This is a genomic window from Actinosynnema sp. CS-041913 (genome assembly GCF_050942485.1).
Taxonomy (GTDB): Bacteria; Actinomycetota; Actinomycetes; order Mycobacteriales; family Pseudonocardiaceae; genus Actinosynnema.
Window position 1 is genome coordinate 3,166,547 of sequence record NZ_CP192037.1, and the last position, 21,192, is coordinate 3,187,738.

Annotated in this window: 17 protein-coding genes; 8 read left to right on the top strand and 9 right to left on the bottom strand. The window is 71.7% G+C overall.

Translation table 11 applies throughout. The features are described 5' to 3' along the window. Window positions 1-44 precede the first annotated feature (44 nt). A complete protein-coding gene (locus ACQPZF_RS15245; protein WP_433272078.1) occupies window positions 45-1,340 on the top strand; it encodes an alpha/beta hydrolase in 1,296 nt (431 codons plus the stop codon). Then, window positions 1,307-3,748, top strand: a complete 2,442-nt coding sequence (locus ACQPZF_RS15250) for a bifunctional lysylphosphatidylglycerol flippase/synthetase MprF (RefSeq protein ID WP_433272079.1) — start codon at window positions 1,307-1,309, stop codon at window positions 3,746-3,748. The genes ACQPZF_RS15245 and ACQPZF_RS15250 overlap by 34 nt, the downstream gene beginning before the upstream one ends. Window position 3,749: 1 nt before the next feature. On the opposite strand, the gene ACQPZF_RS15255 is transcribed toward ACQPZF_RS15250, so the two are convergent. Beyond that, window positions 3,750-4,454, bottom strand: a complete 705-nt coding sequence (locus tag ACQPZF_RS15255; RefSeq protein ID WP_433272080.1) for a TetR/AcrR family transcriptional regulator — start codon at window positions 4,452-4,454, stop codon at window positions 3,750-3,752. 94 nt (window positions 4,455-4,548) lie between these two features. Here ACQPZF_RS15255 and ACQPZF_RS15260 point away from each other — a divergent pair, with 94 nt between their 5' ends. Further along, a complete protein-coding gene (locus tag ACQPZF_RS15260) occupies window positions 4,549-5,568 on the top strand; it encodes an aldo/keto reductase (protein WP_433272081.1) in 1,020 nt (339 codons plus the stop codon). Window positions 5,569-5,738: 170 nt separating this feature from the next. Here ACQPZF_RS15260 and ACQPZF_RS15265 read toward each other — a convergent pair whose 3' ends face one another. The 4 genes from ACQPZF_RS15265 to ACQPZF_RS15280 form a co-directional block, all read right to left on the bottom strand. Beyond that, window positions 5,739-6,554, bottom strand: a complete 816-nt coding sequence (locus tag ACQPZF_RS15265; protein ID WP_433274569.1) for an IclR family transcriptional regulator — start codon at window positions 6,552-6,554, stop codon at window positions 5,739-5,741. Window positions 6,555-6,708: 154 nt separating this feature from the next. Beyond that, window positions 6,709-7,884 (bottom strand): thiolase family protein, encoded by a 1,176-nt coding sequence (locus ACQPZF_RS15270; protein WP_433272082.1) that lies wholly within the window; start codon window positions 7,882-7,884, stop codon window positions 6,709-6,711. After that, window positions 7,881-8,633 carry a CoA-transferase subunit beta gene (locus ACQPZF_RS15275; RefSeq protein WP_433272083.1) on the bottom strand — a complete coding sequence of 251 codons (753 nt, stop codon included), beginning with the start codon at window positions 8,631-8,633 and terminating at the stop codon, window positions 7,881-7,883. The genes ACQPZF_RS15270 and ACQPZF_RS15275 overlap by 4 nt, the downstream gene beginning before the upstream one ends. Then, window positions 8,630-9,442 carry a CoA transferase subunit A gene (locus ACQPZF_RS15280; protein WP_433272084.1) on the bottom strand — a complete coding sequence of 271 codons (813 nt, stop codon included), beginning with the start codon at window positions 9,440-9,442 and terminating at the stop codon, window positions 8,630-8,632. The genes ACQPZF_RS15275 and ACQPZF_RS15280 overlap by 4 nt, the downstream gene beginning before the upstream one ends. Before the next feature lie 145 nt (window positions 9,443-9,587). Here ACQPZF_RS15280 and ACQPZF_RS15285 point away from each other — a divergent pair, with 145 nt between their 5' ends. Continuing rightward, complete coding sequence (locus ACQPZF_RS15285; RefSeq protein WP_433272085.1) at window positions 9,588-10,049, top strand: SRPBCC family protein; 462 nt, start codon at window positions 9,588-9,590, stop codon at window positions 10,047-10,049. Window positions 10,050-10,255: 206 nt separating this feature from the next. Here ACQPZF_RS15285 and ACQPZF_RS15290 read toward each other — a convergent pair whose 3' ends face one another. The 4 genes from ACQPZF_RS15290 to ACQPZF_RS15305 all read right to left on the bottom strand — a co-directional run bounded on the left by ACQPZF_RS15290 (window position 10,256) and on the right by ACQPZF_RS15305 (window position 16,934). Beyond that, window positions 10,256-10,591, bottom strand: a complete 336-nt coding sequence (locus ACQPZF_RS15290; protein WP_433272086.1) for a helix-turn-helix domain-containing protein — start codon at window positions 10,589-10,591, stop codon at window positions 10,256-10,258. A gap of 83 nt (window positions 10,592-10,674) precedes the next feature. Continuing rightward, entirely contained in the window at window positions 10,675-11,418 is a 744-nt protein-coding gene (locus tag ACQPZF_RS15295) for a DUF7158 domain-containing protein (RefSeq protein WP_433272087.1), read from the bottom strand. Continuing rightward, window positions 11,415-15,722, bottom strand: a complete 4,308-nt coding sequence (locus tag ACQPZF_RS15300) for a glycoside hydrolase family 38 C-terminal domain-containing protein (protein ID WP_433272088.1) — start codon at window positions 15,720-15,722, stop codon at window positions 11,415-11,417. The genes ACQPZF_RS15295 and ACQPZF_RS15300 overlap by 4 nt, the downstream gene beginning before the upstream one ends. Before the next feature lie 12 nt (window positions 15,723-15,734). Further along, window positions 15,735-16,934 carry a cysteine desulfurase-like protein gene (locus tag ACQPZF_RS15305; RefSeq protein WP_433272089.1) on the bottom strand — a complete coding sequence of 400 codons (1,200 nt, stop codon included), beginning with the start codon at window positions 16,932-16,934 and terminating at the stop codon, window positions 15,735-15,737. A gap of 372 nt (window positions 16,935-17,306) precedes the next feature. Between ACQPZF_RS15305 and ACQPZF_RS15310 the strand changes: the two genes are divergently transcribed. Genes ACQPZF_RS15310 through ACQPZF_RS15325 form a run of 4 tightly spaced genes read left to right on the top strand, consistent with a single transcriptional unit; the run spans window position 17,307 to window position 21,052 of the window. Continuing rightward, on the top strand, window positions 17,307-17,588 hold the full coding sequence (locus tag ACQPZF_RS15310; protein WP_433272090.1) for a metal-sensitive transcriptional regulator: 282 nt from the start codon (window positions 17,307-17,309) through the stop codon (window positions 17,586-17,588). Window positions 17,589-17,610: 22 nt separating this feature from the next. After that, window positions 17,611-17,817, top strand: a complete 207-nt coding sequence (locus ACQPZF_RS15315) for a heavy-metal-associated domain-containing protein (protein WP_433272092.1) — start codon at window positions 17,611-17,613, stop codon at window positions 17,815-17,817. 60 nt (window positions 17,818-17,877) lie between these two features. Further along, window positions 17,878-18,783 carry a hypothetical protein gene (locus ACQPZF_RS15320; protein ID WP_433272094.1) on the top strand — a complete coding sequence of 302 codons (906 nt, stop codon included), beginning with the start codon at window positions 17,878-17,880 and terminating at the stop codon, window positions 18,781-18,783. Then, window positions 18,773-21,052, top strand: a complete 2,280-nt coding sequence (locus tag ACQPZF_RS15325; protein ID WP_433272095.1) for a heavy metal translocating P-type ATPase — start codon at window positions 18,773-18,775, stop codon at window positions 21,050-21,052. Before ACQPZF_RS15320 ends, ACQPZF_RS15325 begins: the two co-directional genes overlap by 11 nt. The last annotated feature ends 140 nt before the right edge of the window (window positions 21,053-21,192 follow it).

A 21,192-nucleotide genomic window follows, 5' to 3' on the forward strand; every position in this document is an offset into this window, starting at 1 on the left:
GAAGGGTGGACTGGTCGCATCGCAACTGATGTGACAGGAAGCCGATGACCAGCCTGCTCGACCTTTCGCTGATCGGCGGACCCGTCCCGGTGGCGGCCACGGTGGCGGGTTTCGTCGCGCTGGTGTGCCTCGGGGTCGGAGTCCGTTCCTTTCGCGTGGTCGTGATCGCCCTGTTGGCCTGTGTGGCGCTCGGGGGCGGCGTGGGGCTGGTCGTGAACCTGGTCTGGCGGCCGTTTCCGGAGCCGTTGCCGACAGTGGTGCCGGTGGGCTTGGGCGCGGTGGCGCTCGGGGTGGTGCTGGCGGGGGTCCGGTGGCGGGGTTCGCGGTGGCGGGCGCGTGTGTTGAGCGTGTTCGCCGTGGTCGCGGTGCTGGTCAGCGGGTTGTCCGGGGTGAACGGGTACTACGGCCAGTACCCGAACGTGCGGGCCGCGCTGGGGCCGTTGGTGGCGGATGTCGTGCCTCTGGACGAGGCGGCCGGGCCCGTGGCCGGCGAAGTGCCGGTGCCGGACGGCAAAGTGCTGGCCGAGGTGTGGCGACCGCCCGTCGGTCTGCCGGCGAAGGGCACTGTCTCCGAGACGCAGATCCCGTCGAGCACCGACTACCGGCCCCGCAAGGGCTGGGTGTACCTGCCGCCCGCCTACGCCGTGACGCCCCGTCCCCGCCTGCCGGTCCTGGTGCTGCTGGCCGGGCAACCGGGCACTCCTCGGGACTGGCTCGACGCCGGGCAGCTCGCGGACCGCCTGGACGAGTTCGCCGCGCGGCACCGGGGGCTCGCGCCGATCGTCGTCATGCCGGACCAACTGGGTTCGCTGATGGCCAACCCGGTGTGCCTGGACACCAAGAACGGCAAGGTCGAGACGTACCTCGCGCGGGACGTGCCCCGCTGGGTCGGGCAGCGGCTCCAGGTCGACCTGCGGCGGTCGGCGTGGACCATCGCGGGCTTCTCGCAGGGTGGCACGTGCGCCTTGCAGTTGGCTGTGCGCGCGCCCGGTGTGTACGGGGGGTTCATCGACATCTCGGGGCAGGGCGAGCCGACCCTGGGTTCCCGCGCGGACACCGTGCGGGAGTTGTTCGGCGGTGACGTCGGGGCGTTCCGCCGGGTCAACCCGCTGGACATCCTGGCGACCACCCGTTTCCCGGCCACGGCGGGCGTCGTCGTCGCGGGTCGGCAGGATTCGCACTACCGCACTGAGGACAGGAAGGTGTTCGAGGCGTGCCAACGGGCGGGGATGGACGTGCGCTGGGTCGAGTTGCCCGGTGGGCACGACTGGAACGTGTGGCGGCCGGGGCTGTACGACTCGCTGCCGTGGCTCGCCGAGCGGACCGGCTTGGTGCGGTGATCCGCCGTGCGCCCGCCACCGTCGGCGCGGTCCTGGCGTTGTGGACCCTCGGCGCGGCCACCGGGAGCCTGTGGTCCGGACCGTCCGACGAGTTGCTGGACACCGTCGGGTTCGGGGTGTCCTCACCGCTGTGGACGGCGGTCACCTCGGGGCTGTGGTGCGCCAACCTCGCCGGGTACTTGGCGACGACGGTGTTGCTGCTGCTGTTCGGGCCGGTCGCGGAACGGGAGTTCGGGGCTGTCCGCGCGTTCGCGCTCGTCGTGGTGTCGCAGGTGCTCGGGGTGTTCGCCGGCGTCGGTCTGGTGCAGGTGGGTGCGGACTGGAGTTGGCTGTCCTACTTGAACTACGACCTCGCGGTCGGCCCGTCGCCGGGGATCGTGGGGCTGGCGTTGGCGTTGAGCTTCAAGCTGTCGCCGCTGTGGCGTCGACGGGTCCGGCTGCTCGTCGTGCTCGGGCTGCTGGTGCTGGCGCTGTACTCCGGCTACCTGGAGGACGTGCTCCGGCTGTGCGGCGGGATCGTCGGGCTGGTGGTCGGTCTGGTCGCGGTGCGCGGCCGTCCCGCGCCCACGCCGCCGTCGCGCGAGGAGACCCGTGTGCTGGTGGCGCTGCTGCTCGCGGCGTCCGCATTGGGGCCTGTGGTGGTGCTGTTGTCGCCTTACGCGGACGGGCCGCTGTCGTGGTTCGCGGACGTGCTCGCGGTGCCGCAGCCCGACTCCGCGGTGGTCACCACGTACTGCACGGACCCGGACCTCGTGGACCTGTGCCGCGCGTTGGAGACGCAGGCCGTGTACGACCGGCTGCCCGCGTTGCTGATGTCCGTCATGCCCGCGCTGTTGTTGCTGGTGCTGGCCGAGGGGCTGCGACGCGGGCGACGGTTCGCGTGGTGGGCCGCGTTGGTGCTCAACGTGGCGATGACCGGACTCATCGGCTGGTACGTGTGGGACGCGGTGGTGCTCGACCCCTCCGTGACGCCGGGCGTGCTGGTCGAGTACAGCATCCCGTTCCTGCTGCCGCTGGGGATCGTGGTCGTGCTGCTGACCACCCGGAGCCATTTCCCGCTGGCCACGCCGGTGCGCCGGTTCTGGACGGTGACCGTCGGCGGGTTCGTCGGGCTGGGCGCGCTGTACGTGCTCGGGGGTTGGCTGGCGCGCGACCAGTTCGTGCCGCGACCGGGGCTGGTCGACCTGGTGACCGACCTGCCCACCCGGTTCCTGCCGCCCGGCTACCTGGGGCTGACGCCACTGCCGTTCCGGCCGGACGACCTGGTCGCGGCGGTGCTGTTCGAGTACACGGGCATGGTGTTCTGGCTGGTGGTGCTGTACGCGCTGCTCCGTGCGACGTGGAGCGCCCGGGACGTGGAGGACGCGGACGCCGCTTCGCGGGCGCGTGAGCTGATGGTCCGGCACGGCGGGACGTCGATGTCCTACATGACCACCTGGCGCGGCAACCGGTACTGGTTCACCCCCGACGGCCGGGCTGTCGTCGCCTACCGGGTGGTGGCGACGATCGCGCTGACCGTCGGCGATCCGATCGGGCCGCCGGACGCGTGCCGGGACGCCGTGCGCGGGTTCGCGGAGTTCTGCGCGCACGAAGGCTGGACGCCGTGCCTCTACAGCATCAGCGAGGGTCTGCGCGACGAGGTGGCCCCGTTGGGCTGGCACGCGGTGCAGGTCGCGGAGGACACCGTGATCCCGTTGGCGGACCTGCGGTTCACCGGTAAGAAGTGGCAGGACGTGCGCACGGCGTTGAACAAGGCGGCCAAGCAAGGGGTCACGGCCGAATGGTGGCGGTACGCGGACGCGCCGCCCGCGCTGACCGACCAGATCCGGTCCATCTCGGCGGAATGGGTGGCGGACAAGGGTCTGCCGGAGATGGGGTTCACGCTGGGCGGGTTGGCGGAGCTGTCCGGCGAGGGCGTGCGGTGCCTGATCGCGGTGGACGCCGACCGGACCGTGCACGGGGTGACAAGCTGGCTGCCGGTGTACGTGGACGGTCGGATCGTGGGGTGGACGCTGGACTTCATGCGTCGGCGGGGGAGCGCGTTCGCGGGGTCGATGGAGTTCCTGATCGCGTCGGCGGCCATGACGTTGAAGGAGGAGGGCGCGGGCTTCCTGAGCCTGTCCGGCGCGCCGCTGGCCAGACTCGACCGCGGCGGGCGGCCGTGCGGGTTGCAGCGGGTCCTGGACTTCATGGGGCAGGCGCTGGAGCCCGTGTACGGCTTCCGCTCGCTGTTCGCGTTCAAGGCGAAGTTCCAGCCGGTGTACCGCCCGATGTTCATGGCCTACCCCGATCCCGCCGCGTTGCCGAGGATCGCGAACGCGGTCGGGCGCGCGTACCTGCCGGGGATGAACCTGCGGCAGGGCATGCGGCTGGCCCGGATGCTCGCGGCCGGACGGTGGTCCCGCTGACTCAGGCGTTGCCGGTGGCGAGCCGCTGGAGCCAGTCCCGGAGCAGCGCTGCCTCGGTCGGCGTCAGTGGGTGGGGCTGGCGGTTCAACGCCGTGTCCAGCGCGAGCGCGCGAGCGGTCAGCGAGGCGTCCAGCCGGGGCTGTTCGTCGTTGGTGATCGCGGCCAACACCATCTCGCGGGTGCGCGCCGACAGCTCCGGGTCGCCTTGCTTCGACGGATCGCCGATGAGGCTCAGGGTCACGCCGGTGCCCGCGGCGTGCACGATGCTCGCCGCCGTCTCGACGGGCACCCGCAACCGCCCGGCCTCGGCCACCCGCTCCAGCATGCCCAGCAGGATCCGGTGGGCGTCCTCGGCCGCGGCCGGCCGCCGTCCGGGCTGCGGCACGCCGTACATCAGGACGTAGAACGCGGGGTGGGACACCCCGAACTCGACATGGCTGTCCCAGCCGCGCCGCAGGTCGTCCACCGGGTCGTCACTGGGCGGCAGGGTCCGCTTGGTGCCGAGATACCGCTCGAACCCGTGCGCGGCGACCGCGTCGAGCAGGCCCTGCTTGTCCCCGAACAGCCGGTAGAGCGCCGGCGCCTGCACCCCGGCCGCCGCAGCGACCGCGCGGGTGGAGACGGCCTCGATCCCACCGTCGGCCAGCAACTCGGCGGCGGCGGCGATGATCCGCTCCCGCGTGGTGCCGGTCTTCACCTCGGTCATGAATCAATGTTAACACGATCGTGGGTAGCATCGATATCAAACCAGTGCTAACGTGATCACATTATCACCGCTACCAACCACTGAGGAGCATTCCATGCCCACGTCGACCACCCCTCTCCCCACCCACCGCCTGGGCGCCACCGGTCCGGAGGTCTCGGCCCTCGGCCTGGGCCTCATGGGCATGTCCGACGTGTACGGCCCGGCCGACGAGGCGGAAGGCATCGCCACCGTCCACGCCGCCCTGGAGGCCGGCGTCACCTTGCTGGACACCGGCGACTTCTACGGCATGGGCCACAACGAACTGCTGCTCCGCGAAGCCCTCAAGAGCCGCACCCGCGACAACGCGGTGATCAGCGTCAAATTCGGCGCTCTACGAGACCCGGACGGAGGCTGGTCGGGCCACGACAACAGTCCGGCGGCGGTGAAGAACTTCGTCGCCTACAGCCTGCGCAGGCTGGGCACAGACCACATCGACATCTACCGCCCGGCCCGCCTGGACCCGAAGGTGCCCATCGAGGACACCGTAGGGGCCATCGCGGACCTGGTGCGGGCAGGCCACGTCCGCCACATCGGCCTGTCCGAGGTGGGCGCGGAAACCTTGCGCAGGGCGCAAGCGGTCCACCCCATCGTCGACCTCCAGATCGAGTACTCCCTGATCTCCCGAGGGATCGAGGAGGAAATCCTGCCCACCGCCCGCGAACTGGGCGTCGGCATCACGGCCTACGGCGTCCTCTCCCGAGGCCTGATCTCCGGCCACTGGCACCCGAACCGCCAACTGACAGGCCAGGACTTCCGCACCAGAAGCCCACGTTTCCAGGGCGACAACCTGCACCGGAACCTGTCCCTGGTGGAAGCCCTCCGAGCAGTGGCGGAAGCCAAGAACGCCACCGTCGCCCAAACAGCCATCGCCTGGGTCGCGGCCCAGGGAACCGACATCGTCCCCCTGATAGGCGCGCGCACCCGCACCCGCCTGACAGAAGCCCTGGGAGCCACCACCTTGGTCCTGACCCCGACCGACCTGGCCGCCATCGAGATCGCGATCCCGCCCGGCGCAGCCTCAGGCGCCCGCTACGCCACACCGCTGATGGACGACCTGGACAGCGAACGCCAGTAGCCGTGGGCCATGACCTCGGCGACCGTTGGTGGAGGTTGCAGCACGGGGACACGTCTCCCGGCGGCAGGGTCAGCATTACGGCCAACCGTTCGCCGAGACGGTCGTCTCCCGCCAGCAAGCTTCCACGCGGGCCAACAACAGTCGCGCCACTCCGGCGGGGTGACCGGCCCCTATCGACCCTGCGGCCCCACATCAGGCCGTGGGTCGCCAACCAAGTCCTTCTCGATCCCTTCGCACGCAGCCAACAACGGCGGCACGATCTCGCGGCGGATCCGGTCCAGACCGGTGCGGCTGGCGTGCGTGGAGACGTTGACCGCCGCGATCACCCGTCCCGCGCGGTCGCGGATGGGGGCGGCCACTGAGCGCAGGCCCTCCTCCAACTCCTGGTCCACGAGGGCCCAGCCCTGGATGCGAACCTCGTCCAACTCGGCGCGCAGCCGTTCCGGAGACGTGATGGTGTGCGACGTCAACGGTTCCAGCCGCACCGTGTCCAGGTATCTGTCCAACTCGGCGGCCGGCAGACCGGCGAGCAGCACGTGCCCCATCGATGTCGCATAAGCCGGGAAGCGCGTACCGACGGTGATCGACACAGCCATGATCCGCGACACCGCGAACCGGGCCACGTAAACCACATCCGAGCCGTCCAACACCGATGCGGAGGTCGACTCACGCACCTCACCGGACAGGCGTTCCAAGTGCGGCTGGGCCACGTCCGGCAAAGACATGCTGGACAGGAACGCGTATCCGAGTTCCAACACGCGAGCGGTCAGTGAGAAGTACTTGCCGTCGGTACGCACGTACCCCAGGTCGGCGAGGGTGAGCAGGAACCGGCGCGCACCCGCCCGCGTGAGGCCGGTGGACTTGGCCACGTCCGTCAGCGTCAACGCCGGCGTGGCGGCGGTGAACGCGCGGATCACCGCCAGACCGCGTTCCAGCGACTGCACGTAATGGGCGCCGCGCTCGGGTGATTCGTCCTGCTCGACCATGGTGGCGCTCACTTTATCCGGCAACCACGAGAACCCTTGAGGTGATGCACGTTCCTCCTGACTGGTCCTGACCGAATCGCTGGGCGTGTCGGTAGCAGAGGATGCAGCCGGCGGCAGATCATGCCCGCACGTTGATCACTTCGTCAGGACCGCACTAAACCTCCAACACCACAGCCAAACCCTGACCGACCCCGATGCACAACGCGGCCAGTCCCCAGCCGCCGCCGCGCCGCTGCAACTCGTGGGCCAACTGGAGGATCACCCGTCCACCGGACGCGCCGAGCGGGTGGCCCAGGGCGATCGCGCCGCCGTTGACGTTGACGATCTCCGGATCGAGTTCCGGCCACTCCGCCAGGCACGCCAGCGACTGCGCGGCGAACGCCTCGTTCAGCTCTACCGCTGCCAGGTCCGACCAGCCGATGCCGGCCCGCCGCAAGGCGGTCTCGGCGGCCTGCACCGGGCCGATGCCGAACACCTGCGGGTCGACGCCGGCCGCGCCACGTCCGGCGATCCGGGCCAGCGGCGCTGTGCCGAGCCGGTCGGCGGCTGCCCGGTCGCCGATCAGCAGGGCTGCCGCGCCGTCGTTGAGCGGCGACGCGTTGCCGGCGGTGACCGTCCCCTGTGGACGGAACGCGGGCTTCAGCGAGGCGAGCTTGTCGAGGCTGGTGTCGGCGCGGATACCCTCGTCCCGCACCAGGTCGACGCCGGGCGGCGGGACGACGTGGTTGTCGTAAAAGCCGTTGTCCCACGCCTTGGCGGCGAGCTGGTGGCTGCGCAGGGCGAACGCGTCCTGCTGTTCGCGGGTGACGCCGTGGCGTTCGGCGAGGATCTCGGTGGCTTCGCCGAGCGACACGGTCCACTCCGCCGGCATGTCCGGGTTGGTCATCCGCCAGCCCAGCGTGGTGGAGTGCAGCGTCTCGTGTCCGGCCGGGAAACCCTTGCCGGGCTTGAGCATCACCCACGGGGCTCGGCTCATCGACTCGACGCCGCCCGCGACCACCAGCGAGGCGTCGCCGACCGCGATGGTGCGGGACGCCTGCATCACCGCGTCCATCCCGGACCCGCACAGGCGGTTCACCGTGGTGCCCGGGACCGACGTCGGCCAGCCCGCGAGCAGCGCCGCCATCCTCGCGACGTTGCGGTTGTCCTCGCCCGCCTGGTTGGCGTCGCCGAGGACCACCTCGTCCACGGTCGCCGGGTCCAGGTCCGAGCGCTCCGCCAAGGTCCGCACGATGTGCGCGGCCAGGTTGTCCGGTCGCACGCCGGACAGCGCGCCGCCGTAGCGGCCGAACGGGGTGCGCACGCCGTCGAGCACGAACACGTCGGTCACTTCGAGGCCTCCTTGAGCGCCCGCAACGCGGACAGCTCCTCGGCGGTGGGCGGGGGAGTGCGGCCGAGCGTGGGCGCGATCTTGAGGTCCCAGCCGGTGGCGGCGCGGACCTGGTCGACCTCGACGCCCTCGTGCAGGTCGGTGAGCACCAGTTCGGCGGTGTCGGGGTCCGGTCGGAACACGCCGAGGTCGGTGATCACGAGAGTCGGGCCCGCTCCGCGCAGGCCCAGCCGCTCGCGGTCGCCCTTGCCCGCGCCGTGCCCGAACGAGGTGACGAAGTCGACCCGCTCGACGAAGCTGCGGCTGCTCTGCCGCACCACGACGTACACCTCGCCGCACGACGCGGCGATCTCCGGCGCACCACCCGCGCCGGGCAGCCGGACCTTCGGGTGGTGGTAGTCGCCGCCGATCACCGTCGTGTTGATGTTGCCGAACCGGTCGAGCTGGGCCGCGCCGAGGAAGCCGACGTCGATCCGGCCGGGTTGCAGCCAGTAGTTGAAGACCTCGGGGACGCTGATCACCGCGTCGGCGGTCTCGGCCAGGATGCCGTCGCCGATGGACGCGGGCAGCCGGTCCGGTTTGGACCCGAGCGTGCCCGACTCGTAGACCAGCACCAGGTCGGGCGCGTGCGTGCGGCGGGCGAGGTTGGCGGCGGTGGACGGCAGGCCGATGCCCACGAACACCCGCTGCCTGCCGGACAGCGCGCGGGCGGCGGCGATCGCCATCATCTCGTCGGAGGTGTACGTCATGCCGGCACCCCTTCCCGGACCTGGCGCAGCCAGTTCGCGAACTCCTCGCGGTCCCGGCCGATCGGATCCCACGCGGCGTAGTAGGCGTTGTCCCGTTCCGAATACCCCTGGGCGTACGACGGGTGGGCGCCGCCCGGCACCTCGGCGACCTTCGTGACCGCCCACGTCGGCAGCACGATCGCGCCCGGCACGGGCGTCAGCTCGTCCACGACCTCCTCCACGGTGACCAGGCTCCGCCGCGCCGCGAGCACCGCTTCCTTCTGCACGCCGAGGAGTCCCCACAACTGGACGTTGCCGTCCCGGTCGGCGCGCTGGGCGTGGATGACCGTCACGTCCGGATTGATCGCGGGCACGGCGGTCAGCTCCTCCCCGGTGAACGGGCAGGTGATCGTTTTGATGGTGGCCGTGACGGACGGCAGGTCGGTGCCGACGTACCCGCGCAGCACCGCGAACGGCAGCCCGGACGCGCCCGCGACGTACCGGTTGGCCATCCCGGCGTGGCTGTGCTCCTCGATCTCCAACGGCACCGGCCACGAGTTCTGCACCGCGTCCCGGAACCGGTGCAGCGACCCGACACCGGGGTTGCCACCCCAGGAGAACACCAGCTTCCGCGCACATCCCGCGCCGATGAGCTGGTCGTACACGATGTCGGGCGTCATCCGCACCAACGTCAGGTCGCGCCGGCCCTGCCGGATGATCTCGTGCCCGGCCGCCGTCGGTATGAGGTGCGTGAAGCCTTCGAGCGCCACCACGTCCCCGTCGGCGATCAACTCGCCGACCGCGTCCGCCAACGTTCCGATCTCCGCCACTGGGCACCCTCACATGTTCGTATACCGAACAGAAGTTCTACATACGAACATACGAGGGCACGCTTCGCCGGTCAAGGCGAGCCGGGTCTTCGCCGAGGGGGGCCAGGCCCTTCACGTGAAAGCTACCGACCAGTAGATTGTGGCCGTGGACAAGCCGGATGCGAGCGGCAGCATCGACGTCGCTGCCCCCGTCGAACGGGTGTACAGCTTGGTCAGCGACCTGGCGGGGATGGCGGGCGTGGCCCGGGAGTACGCGGGCGGACGCTGGCTGGGCACGGCCGACGGGCCGAGCGTGGGCGCGCGCTTCCGCGGTTCGAACCGGCGCGGCGCACGGTTCTGGACCACCATCGCCACAGTGACGGACGCCGAGCCGGGTCGGTTCGCGTTCGAGGTCAAGTCCCTGGGCTTGCCGGTGTCACGCTGGCAGTACGACATCGTGCCCAGCGCGGACGGGTGCCGCGTCACGGAGAGCACGTGGGACCGCCGACCGGCCTGGTTCCGCCCTTTGACCGTGCTGGCGACGGGCGTCCGTGATCGCGGCACCCAGAACCAGCGCAACATCGAAGCCACCCTGGCCAGGCTCAAGCGCACCGCCGAACACGCCTGACAACCACACGAGAACCGACTCCCCGCGCGCAGGCCCGACGCCGGCCATGCGGATCTGCGCCCAGACCCGACGCAGGCCAAGCGCGATCTGCGTGCAGGTCAAGCGCGATCTGCGTGCAGGCCAAGCGGGACCTGCGTGCAGGCCAAGCGGGACCTGCGTGCAGGCCCGACGCAGGCGTGCGAATGTGCGCGCAGACCCGACGCGGCCTACGTGCGCTTGAGGCGACGCCGCAGCTCCGCGACCAGCTCCTCGTCACTGAGCGCCGCCGGATCCGGCCGGGTGTGGCGGAGTTGCGCCTCCTCCGCGGTCAGCAGTTCGGCGGCCACCAGCACCTCCAGCGGGCTCACTTCGAACAGGGTCGCGATGGCCCGTGCGGTCTCGATGCTGATGGACTTACCGCGTCGCCAGTCCGTGAAGCGGCTGCGGTGGACGCCGGTCGCGCGGGCCAGGTCACCGGTGGTCAGGCCGCGGTTCTCCAGATTGGTCTCGATGTAGGTCCACAGGGGCGACGGTGCGTTCTGGTCTGCGCTCACCCGTGCCATGGTAGTTGCGCGCACGCAACGCCCGTCACGCGCGTGTCCTGAACGGCGATCCTGCGGGTGTCCGGTGCGGCGAATCGCCAGGTCTAGTGACGGTGGGTGTAGTCCGGTTGGTCCGGGTCACCGGGGTGTTCAAAACCGGGGGCCGGGCGGAGCAGGTGCGCTCGGCGGTGGTCCAGCCAGCGGCTGAATTCGCGGAGGCGCGTGCCGTGGGCCGCGCGGGACAGGCGTCCCACGTCGGCGGGGCGGTCCGCGATCTCCTCCACCACCGCGATGTGCCACTGGTCGTCAGCCATGACCGGGCCTACCTGTCGGCCCGGCCGGGCGGTCCTCAAGTGGGTCGCCAACGTGGCCGGCAGGTCGTCCAGGGTCGTCCAGCCGATGGGGGTCAGGGCCGGTGGCGGTGTGGCGGTGGGTGCGCTGCCGAGGCTGACGCGCCACCAGCGGCGGGTGGAGTGGGGCGTGGGGTCGGCTGGGGGAGCGGATGTCACGGCCTCGAACACCGCTGCCACCTCGGGGCAGGACTGCCACGCTGCCGCGTTGATCGACCCCAACTGGACGGCCGCTACGGGGTCCAGGGTGGCGGGCCGGAGCGCGGGGGCCGTCGCCTCTCGGCGGCACAGTTCCTCGGTGAACAGCACGTGGGCCGTCCACCGGATCAATTGGCGGTTCTCACCGGTACCCGGTCTGGGCAGGGCTCCCGGCCTGGTGCGGAGCAACGCCAGGCGGGCGTCCAGCAGAGCACGGGGTACCGGTGCCCCGTCGATCCAGCCGATGACGGTCGCCTCGCGTTGCGCGGTCGCGGCTTCGAGCTTGGACAGGCCGGTCATGAGCGCACCTCGACCGGGATCGCCCGGGTGTACTGCACGCGGCCGAACCACATCAGTTTGACCATCGCCCACCAGTGACCCGGCTGGGTGTCGGGTGGCACGTCCACCTCGAACGTGACCGTGGTCGTGGCACCGGCGGGCGCGGTGAAGCCCCGGGCGTATGGGCCGATGAAGTGCCAAGTGCCCCATGGGCTCACGGGCATCGCCTCGCCGTCGACGGGCGACGACGTGTCGTTCACCAGCGTCACGGTCAACGTCGTCCGGTCGCCCGGACGGACGGCGAGGCGTTCGTCCACCGCCGTTATCCGCAACCCCAGAGCACGGCCGGTGTCGGCGGTGGTGCCGTGGATCTGTTTGCCGTGGTCGACCTCCGGGCCGGGTGGCGGCGGCAAAATCCCGTCCAGGGCACTGCCGGGCACCAACACCGTGACCACGTCCTCCACCAGGTCCTCGCCGACGCCGGCTTGCACCCGGACGAAGTAGAGACCCGGCTCCGTTCCACCGGGCAACGCGATCGAGACCGGGAACGTCGTGTGCCCACCGGCCGCCAGGGTGATCGGCCGCACGACCGGTTCCACCGCCCAACCCGCGGGGGCTTCCACGCGCAGCGTCGTGGTGAACTCCGACGCCAGTTGACTGGCCACGGTGACATCGGTGGTCGACGGCGAACCGGCGGCGGTCAGCACGGTCGGGTCCGCCGTGACGCTGACCGGAAAGAAGCCCATCGGCGCGGGGCCTCGGTTGTGCAGCCAGTACCGCGAATACACCGGTTGCGCGGGCTCGGCGGTCCGACCCAGCGCGGCACCCTCGGCAGGCCGGCCCGGCGCAGTGGCACCGTCGGTGGTCCGGTCTGACGCAGGGACAGCCACCACGGTCGCGATCTGCGCACCGTCCAGCGGCACGACCAGCCTCCCGTTGACCGCCACCGACGACCGAAGCTCCTGCTCCAGCAGGTCGGCCGTGTGCCCCGACTCCCACCCGAAGAAGGACGACACCGTCGCGGTCACCGGACGGCCGGTCGTTTCCACCAGGCGCACGGTCACACCCCTCGGCCCGGACGGAGCGCCCACGGCGCTCGGGTTCCCCGCCGGCTTCACGGTCTGCACCTGCACCTGACGCTCCGGCGACACGGCGAGCAACGCGTGTCGCGCGGGCAGGTCGCCGGTATGGGCCTCCACCACCCGTCCGTGCAGCGGCGCGGAGAACCCGTGCCCCCGCGCGACCAGATCCGTCGCCCGCCCATCACCCGCCCCGCTGACCAGCGCGTAGTCGAAGTCGTGCGTCCAGTGCTGCAACTGGAACGCCGACCCGTCCGGCGCGCGGCGCACCGGCGGGTCCAGCCAGACGCCGGACGGCCAGCCCGTGCACGACCGCATCAGCGACAGGTGCAGCGCCCCGGTCGGGTCGACGGCGAAACCGGGAATGCCAAAGCTCAGCAAGCCGACGGTGTGCGCGTCGAGCAGCCGGGTCGGGCCGACGTCCACCGCCGTCACCTCGGCGTCACCGGAGCCGATTTCGGCGGCGAAGGCCGCGATTTCGGCGGCCAGGTCCTCGGCGTCCCGCGCGTCGATCACCACCACCGGCAAGGCCCGCACGTCACGCAGGTCGGCGTTGGGTTCCCACGCCTCCTCCACCGCGACCCGACCGGGCACGAACAGCCTGGCCGCACCACGGGCGTCCACCTGGCGCGCCAACTCGTCCCGCCCGCCCCGGGCCAGCACCTCCGCCGCGAACGGGTTGCGGTCCGGGCCGCCGAGCACGATCCGCACGTCCGGCAGGTTCGAGTCGACGTTCAGCTTGCCGTACCGGGCGCCCTCCGCGGTCGACGTGGTGGCCGTGACGCCCACCCGGGCCAGCGCGACGACCAGCGAGCGGGCGAGCGGCGCGGCGTCGGCCGGCGCCGGCACGACGACCTCGGCGACGGCGATCGCCGCCCGGCCCAGGTCCGCACCGGACGCCGAACGCAGCCGCAGCGCCGCCGTGGAGCTGAGTGCGAAGAACGTGTTGGCCGGGTTGTCCAGCGTCCACGGCGCGACCGCCGTGTCGGAGTCGGGCAGCGCGAACCCGCGGGCGATCACCGCCCCGCCGACCTCGCACACCGGACGCGCGCCCGGCACGTCCACCGGGAACTTGACCCGCAGCAGCTCGTCCGAGCCGGTGAAGTCGAGCACGCGGGTCCGCAGGTCGAGCCGGTCCACGCCGTGCCACAGCGTCACGTGCTGTTCGTACCGGACGTCGCCGACCCGGCCGGTGACGACGAGCCGGCGGCCGGCGGGGCTGTGCTCGACCAGGACCTCGGCCGCGCCGCCCGCCGACGACCGCACCGCGCCGGTGGGCAGCAGGTGCCACGGCCCCTCGCCGAACTCCGGGTGCTGCGGGTACTCCTCGTACAGCCGCAGCTCGTTGCCGACCTCGCCCGCCCGCACCAGCTCACGACCCGACCCGACCTCGCGGATGCTGCGCAGACCGCCACCGCGCGCGGGATCTGCCTCCACCGCGAAGTGCTCGTTGGCGATGGACACGCCGGTGCCGGCGACCCAACCCGCCAACGGCCCGTCGGTCGTCAGCCGCCACGTCCGCCATCCCGTCCCGGGGACGTCGACCGCCACGAAGGCGACCACGATCGAACGATCGCCCGACGCCTCCACGACGAATGGCACCTCAGCCCCGGTGTCGTCGGTCAACCGCAGACCGGGCGCACGGGGAACCGAAATCCGCACCGCGTCGGTGCGCGCGAACGCGAGCGTGTTCACCACGGTCACCGCGCGCCCGACGCCGGACGTGTCGACCCGGCCGAGGATCGCGGCGAGTGCGCGGTCCCGGACGTCCACCGCCAGGTCGTGCGCCTCGCGCCAGCCGGACACCAGGTCGATGTACACCTGGTCGGACTCCGAGCCGGTGATGGCGTCGTGGTGCGCGCCGTACGCGAGCTGCCGCCACACCTTGTCCAGCGCCGCCTCCGGGTACCCGCCGAGTCCCAGCAGGGACGCGAACGTCGCCAGCCGCTCGGCGTCGGTGGCCGCGACTTCGGCGGCCCGTTGCGCCTGTTTGGTGTCGATGTAGGAGACGTCCTTGCCGGTGTACACGGGGTTCATGTCGCGTGTCTGCGGGCTCGGCGCCACACCTTGGGCGTCCAACTCGCGGTGCACAGCCGAGAAGAAGTCGCGCGGCGTGCCGCAGACGAACTTCGGCCACACGTAACGCGCGTTCCACGAACGGTGGATCAGCGTGACCCACTTGTTCGGCGGTGTGTAGTCGGTGCCCACGGGCAGCAGCGTGTTCCTCGTCGCCGCGGCCGGTTTCAGGGCCTGGAACAGCTCGTAGACCTTCCGCGACGCCTCGTCCAGCGTCGCCGACGAGTCCATCCACCAGCCCGCCGAGTAGTGGTTCGGCATGTAGTGCGTGATCACGCCGCGCCCGGACGGCGACAGCCACTCGAACTCCGCCGGGAACTGCATGTCGCGCGCGTCGCCGCCCGCCTCGTCGAACCTGGTCAGCAGCGGACCCCACTGGTGGTACGGGCCGCGTGCCCACGACGAGCTGGTCAGGCCGGCCTCGGCGACCAGGCCCGGGAACTGCGGGTCGTGCCCGAAAACGTCGAGCTGCCAAGCCGTCCGCGGGTCCGCGCCCATGATGGAGCGCTGGTAGCCGACGCCGTAGACGAGGTTGCGGATGGTCGTCTCGGAGCCGGTGAGGTTGGTGTTGGGCTCGTTGTACGTGCCGCCCATCACCTCCACCCGTCCGGCGGCGATCAGGTCGCGCAGCACCTGCCGGTATTCGGGGTGCACGTCCCAGAACGGCTTGAGGTAGTCGACCTCGGCGAGCACGAAGGCGTAGTCGGGGTCGGACAGGGCCATGTCCAGGTGCGCGCGCACCAGGTTGAAGCCGTTGTGCTCCCACACCGGCCGCGTGGTCCCGTCGTTGCCCTGCAGCTCCCAGGTCTGGGTGTAGGCGGCCTGCGTGTTCCACCACACCGGGTCGTAGTGGAAGTGCGAGACCAGGAACATCCGCCAGCCCGGCTCGGCAACCGTCACCAGACCATCCACAGTGGACTCGTCAGCCGAGGCGACCACCGGGATCTCCGTGCCCTCAGGCGACGCGGTGGTGACGGGCACCTCGACCACCACCTCGCCGGCACCCCCGTCGGCGATGGCCGAGCCGGAGAGCCCCGGTCCGGCCACTGCCACCGGCAGTGCCGCGGACCCCGTGCCCCGGTCGATGGTCACGCGGACCACTTGGCGAGGCTCGTCCTCGGTGCCGACGAACAGGTCGGTCGAGACGACCGACAGGATTCGCGCAGTCATCGGACTCCCCCCTTACAGGCGCACAAAGCGGCCGAGCCCGTCCAACAGTCGATCGACTTCTAGTTCGGTGGAGTAAGGGGCCAACCCGACACGCAGACCACCCGAGTCACCGAGACCGAGCCAACGCGAGGTCTCCAAGGCGTAGAACGACCCCGCAGGCGCATTGACATCCAGCGTCTCCAGAAACCGATACGCATCCACCGGATCGCGGTCGGCGAACGTGACCAGCAGGGTAGGCGTGCGCAACTTCGCACGGGACCGCACGCTGACACCGGGCAGCCCGAGAAGCCCGGCCTCCATCCGCACCCGCAGCCGGTCCTCGTGCTCGACCACGGCCTCCAGCGAAGAGACGATCCGAGCCCGCCGGTCCGAGCCGCGAGGTGCGATGCCCGCGATGAAGTCGACCGTCGCCGTGCACCCGGCCAGCAACTCGTAGGGCAAGGTGCCCAGCTCGAACCGCTCGGGAACGGCGTCACTCGCCGGCAGCAGCTTGTCCGGGCGCAGTTCGGCCAGCACACCAGGGTGTGCGGCGAGGACACCGCAGTGCGGCCCGAAGAACTTGTACGGCGAGCACACGAAGAAGTCCGAGCCGAACGCCGCGACGTCGACCGGGTGGTGCGCGGCTAGGTGGACGCCGTCGACGAAGAACAGCGCACCGCGTTCGTGCACGAGCGCGGCGATGTCGGCCAGCGCGGGCCGGGTGCCGATGAGGTTGGACGCGCCCGTCACCGCTACCAGCCGGGTGCGGTCGGACAGCGCCGCCGCCACGTCGTCCGGCGTCAGCTCACCGGTCCCGGGATCGAACCCGACCCACCGGACCACCGCACCCACGGCGTCGGCGGCCTGGATCCAGGGTCGCACGTTGGCGTCGTGGTCGAGCCGGGTGACCACGACCTCGTCACCGGGCTGCCAGGTCTTGGCGAGCGTGCGGGCGAAGTCGTAGGTGAGCTGGGTCATGCTGCGGCCGAACACGATGCCGTCCGGGTCGGCGGCCAGCAGGTCGGCCATGGCCCGGCGGGCGTCGGCGACGATGCGGTCGGCGGCGCGCTCGGCCGCGGTGACCCGGCCCCGGTTCGCCAGTGACGAGGTGAGGGTGCGCCGGACGGCGTCGGCGACCACGGCCGGGACCTGGGAGCCGCCGGGACCGTCGAAGCGGGCGGTGGGGCCGAGGGACGGGAAGCAGGCGCGGAGGGCGTCGACGTCGTAGCTCATGGCTCCCACTGTGGCAGGCGGCCATGGTCCGGGCGATGGCCAAGACGCGCACCCGGCGTTCTGCCGGGTGGCGCGTCAAGGCGGGCGACCGGAGGGGAGGCATGGGAAGCACGGTCCCCTCGGGCGCCAGGGCGGGAGCAGGTCCCCGAATACCCGCTCCTGGGTTGTGTCACGCCGACCGGCTCGGCGTCTGCCCGATACTCTGCCACCGGCACGAGGGCGGTTCGCAGAGTCGGAGGTCCCGACCTGACCAGGACCCGTGTCGGCCGCCCAGGAGTACCCCTACCCCCTATAGGTGTAACCCAGGTCTCACGATGTTGACACCGTGATACCCCCTAGGGGTATAAATGCGGTGGCTGAAGGGAGCGGGGCATGCGGGGTTACAGCACCGACAAGGACGGCTACCTGGCGCGGCTGCGTCGCGTCGAGGGGCAGGTCCGCGGCTTGCAGCGGATGGTCGAGAACGACGAGTACTGCATCGACGTGCTCACCCAGATCGCGGCGGCCACCAAGGCGCTCCAGGCGGTCTCGCTCGGCCTGCTCGACGAGCACCTCAAGCACTGCGTGGCCGACGCGCTGGCGCAGGGCGGCGAGGGCGCCGACGAGAAAGTGCGCGAGGCGAGCGAGGCGATCGCCCGCCTGGTGCGGTCCTGACCGAACGAAGAGGAGTCAAGCGATGGCCGAGTCCACCTACACCGTCACCGGCATGACCTGCGGCCACTGCGCCGCTTCGGTGACCGGCGAGGTCACCAAGATCGCGGGCGTCACCGACGTGGCCGTCGACCTGCCGACCGGTGCGGTGACGGTCACCAGTGCCGAGCCGGTCGCCGAGGCGGACGTGCGCGCGGCGGTCGAGGAAGCGGGCTACGCGCTCGCTGGCTGAGCCAGACCCACCGGAGCCCGCCCCGCGCGGGGCGGGCTCCCCAGTCCGAGGACTACCACCATGAACACAGCAGCGAAGCTCTCCGCCTACGGTGTGGCGCTCGTCCTGGTCGCGGGAGCGGCCTGGGCGATCGGCAGCGCTGTCGGTCCCCTTTCCGCCGACTCCGCCGAGCGCGGTCGCGGCGGGACGCATGGCGCGGAGGACGCCGGCCACGGGGACGACCACAGCGGCACCGTCGCGGGGGCCGCGCAGGACCAGCCCGCCGGGTTGGCGTCGTCCAGGGGCGGCTACACCCTCACGCCCACCGACCCGACGCTGACCGCGGGAACCCCGTTCACCTTCCGCATCCTCGACCGCGAGGGCCATCCCGTCACCGCGTTCGACGTCGAGCACGACAAGCGGATGCACCTCATCGTCGTCCGCCGCGACACCGCCGACTTCCGGCACGTGCACCCCGAGATGGCCGCCGACGGCACGTGGTCCGTGCCGCTGGACGTGGCCGAAGCCGGGTCGTACCGGGTGTTCGCCGACTTCAAGCCGGCCGGTGGCGCGGCGACCACGCTCGGCGCGGACGTGTCCGTCGCGGGCCTGTTCGAACCGCGCGCGTACACCCCGTCACGGGTCGCCGAGGTGGCCGGCTACCAGGTCCGCCTCGACGGGGAACTGGTGCCGGGCAAGGCTTCCCCGGTGAAGCTGACCGTGCGCAAGGACGGCACGCCGGTCACCGACCTCCAGCCCTACCTCGCGGCCTACGGGCACCTGGTGGCGTTGCGCCAGAGCGACCTCGCCTACCTGCACGTCCACCCCGAGGGCGCGCCCGGTGACGGGAAGACCGCGCCGGGCCCGGAGATCTCGTTCGTCGCCGAGGTGCCCACCGCCGGCCGCTACCGGCTGTTCCTGGACTTCCAGCACGCGGGCGTGGTGCGCACCGCCGAGTTCACCGTGGAGGCGGGTCATGGCCACTGACCTCGAACTGTCGATCACCGGCATGACGTGCGCCTCGTGCGCGGCCCGGATCGAGCGGAAGCTGAACAAGCTCGACGGCGTGACCGCGACGGTCAACTACGCCACCGAGAAGGCCAAGGTGAGCTTCCCGGACGGACTGGACCCGCGGGCGCTGGTCGAGCAGGTGGAGGCCGCCGGGTACGCCGCGACGCTGCCGGCCGCCAAGTCCGAGCGGGTCGAAGCGCCGGCCGAGGAAGACCCGACCGCGTCGCTGCGGCAGCGGCTGATCGTGTCGGCGGTGCTCGCGGTGCCGGTGGTCGCCCTGGCGATGGTGCCCGCGCTTCAGTTCACCTACTGGCAGTGGATCTCGCTGACGCTGGCGGCTCCGGTGCTGGTGTGGGGCGCGCTGCCGTTCCACCGGGCGGCGTGGACGAACCTGAGGCACGGCGCGGCGACCATGGACACGCTGATCTCGATGGGCACGCTCGCCGCGTTCGCCTGGTCGCTGTACGCGCTGCTGTTCGGCACCGCCGGGACGCCCGGCATGACGCACCCGTTCGAGCTGACCATCGCGAAGACGGACGGCGCGGGCTCGATCTACCTGGAGGTCGCGGCCGGGGTGACGACGTTCATCCTGGCGGGCCGGTACTTCGAGGCACGCTCGAAGCGGCGGGCCGGCGCGGCGCTGCGGGCGCTGCTGGAGCTGGGCGCGAAGGACGTCGCCGTGCTGCGCGACGGCCGGGAGGTCCGGATCCCGATCGACGCGCTGTCGGTCGGCGACCGGTTCGTGGTGCGGCCGGGTGAGAAGGTCGCGAGTGACGGCGTCGTGGAAGAGGGCAGCTCGGCGGTCGACGCGAGCATGCTGACCGGTGAGTCCGTGCCGGTCGAAGTCGGCCCCGGGGACGCGGTCGTGGGCGCGACGGTCAACGCCGGCGGACGGCTGGTGGTGCGGGCCACGCGGGTCGGCGCGGACACCCAGCTCGCGCAGATGGCGAAGCTGGTGGAGGACGCGCAGAACGGCAAGGCGCAGGTGCAGCGGCTGGCCGACCGGGTGTCGGCGGTGTTCGTGCCAATCGTGATCGCGCTGGCCGTGGGCACGCTCGCGTTCTGGCTGGGCACCGGCGGCGGGGTCGCGGCGGCGTTCACGGCGGGTGTCGCGGTGCTGATCATCGCCTGCCCGTGCGCGCTGGGCCTGGCCACGCCGACCGCGTTGCTGGTCGGCACCGGGCGGGGCGCCCAGCTCGGCATCCTGATCAAGGGGCCGGAGGTGCTGGAGTCGACGCGTCGCGTGGACACGGTGGTGCTGGACAAGACCGGCACGGTCACCACGGGCCGGATGACCCTGCTCGCCGTGCACACCGCGGCCGACACCTCCGACGAGGAGGTGCTGCGGCTGGCCGGAGCGCTGGAGAACGCCTCGGAGCACCCGATCGCGCAGGCCGTAGCGACCGGCGCGGTGGACCGGGTGGGCGAGCTGCCGCCGGTGGAGGGGTTCCAGAACGTGGAGGGCCTGGGCGTGCAGGGCGTGGTCGACGGCCACGCGGTCATCGTCGGCCGGGAACGCCTGCTCGCCGAGTGGAGCGTGCACCTGGACGAGGGCTTGGCGCGGGCCAAGCGGGAGGCCGAGCGGCAGGGCCGCACCGCCGTGCTGGTCGCCTTGGACGGCGCGGCGCGGGCGGTCCTGGTGGTCGCCGACGCGGTGAAGCCGACCTCGGCCGAGGCCGTCCGGCGGCTGCGTGACCTGGGGCTGACCCCGGTGCTGCTGACCGGCGACAACGAGGCCGCCGCCGGCGCGGTCGCGGCCGAGGTGGGCATCGACGAGGTGATCGCCGAAGTCCTGCCGAAGGACAAGGTCGACGTGGTGGCCCGGTTGCAGGCCGAGGGCAGGGTCGTCGCGATGGTCGGCGACGGCGTGAACGACGCGGCGGCGCTGGCCAAGGCCGACCTCGGGCTGGCCATGGGCACCGGGACCGACGCGGCGATCGAGGCGAGCGACCTGACGCTGGTCCGGGGCGACCTGCTGGCGGCGGTGGACGCGATCCGGCTGTCGCGGCGGACGCTGGCCACCATCAAGGGCAACCTGTTCTGGGCGTTCGCCTACAACGTGGCCGCCCTGCCGCTCGCGGCGGCGGGACTGCTCAACCCGATGATCGCGGGCGCGGCGATGGCGTTCTCGTCGGTGTTCGTGGTGACCAACAGCCTGCGGCTGCGCGGGTTCCGGGGCACCACGCCCGCCACCCGGCCGGTCACCACGGCGGCCCCGCGCCCGGCACCGGCACCGGTCGCCTGATCGCGCCGATCGCCTGACCGAACCGGTCGCCTGACCGCGCCGATCGCCCGATCGAACTGGCCGCCTGACCGAACTGGCCGCCTGACCGAACCGGTCGCCCGACCGTCCACAGTGGCCCGGAGTCCGCTCCGGGCCACTGT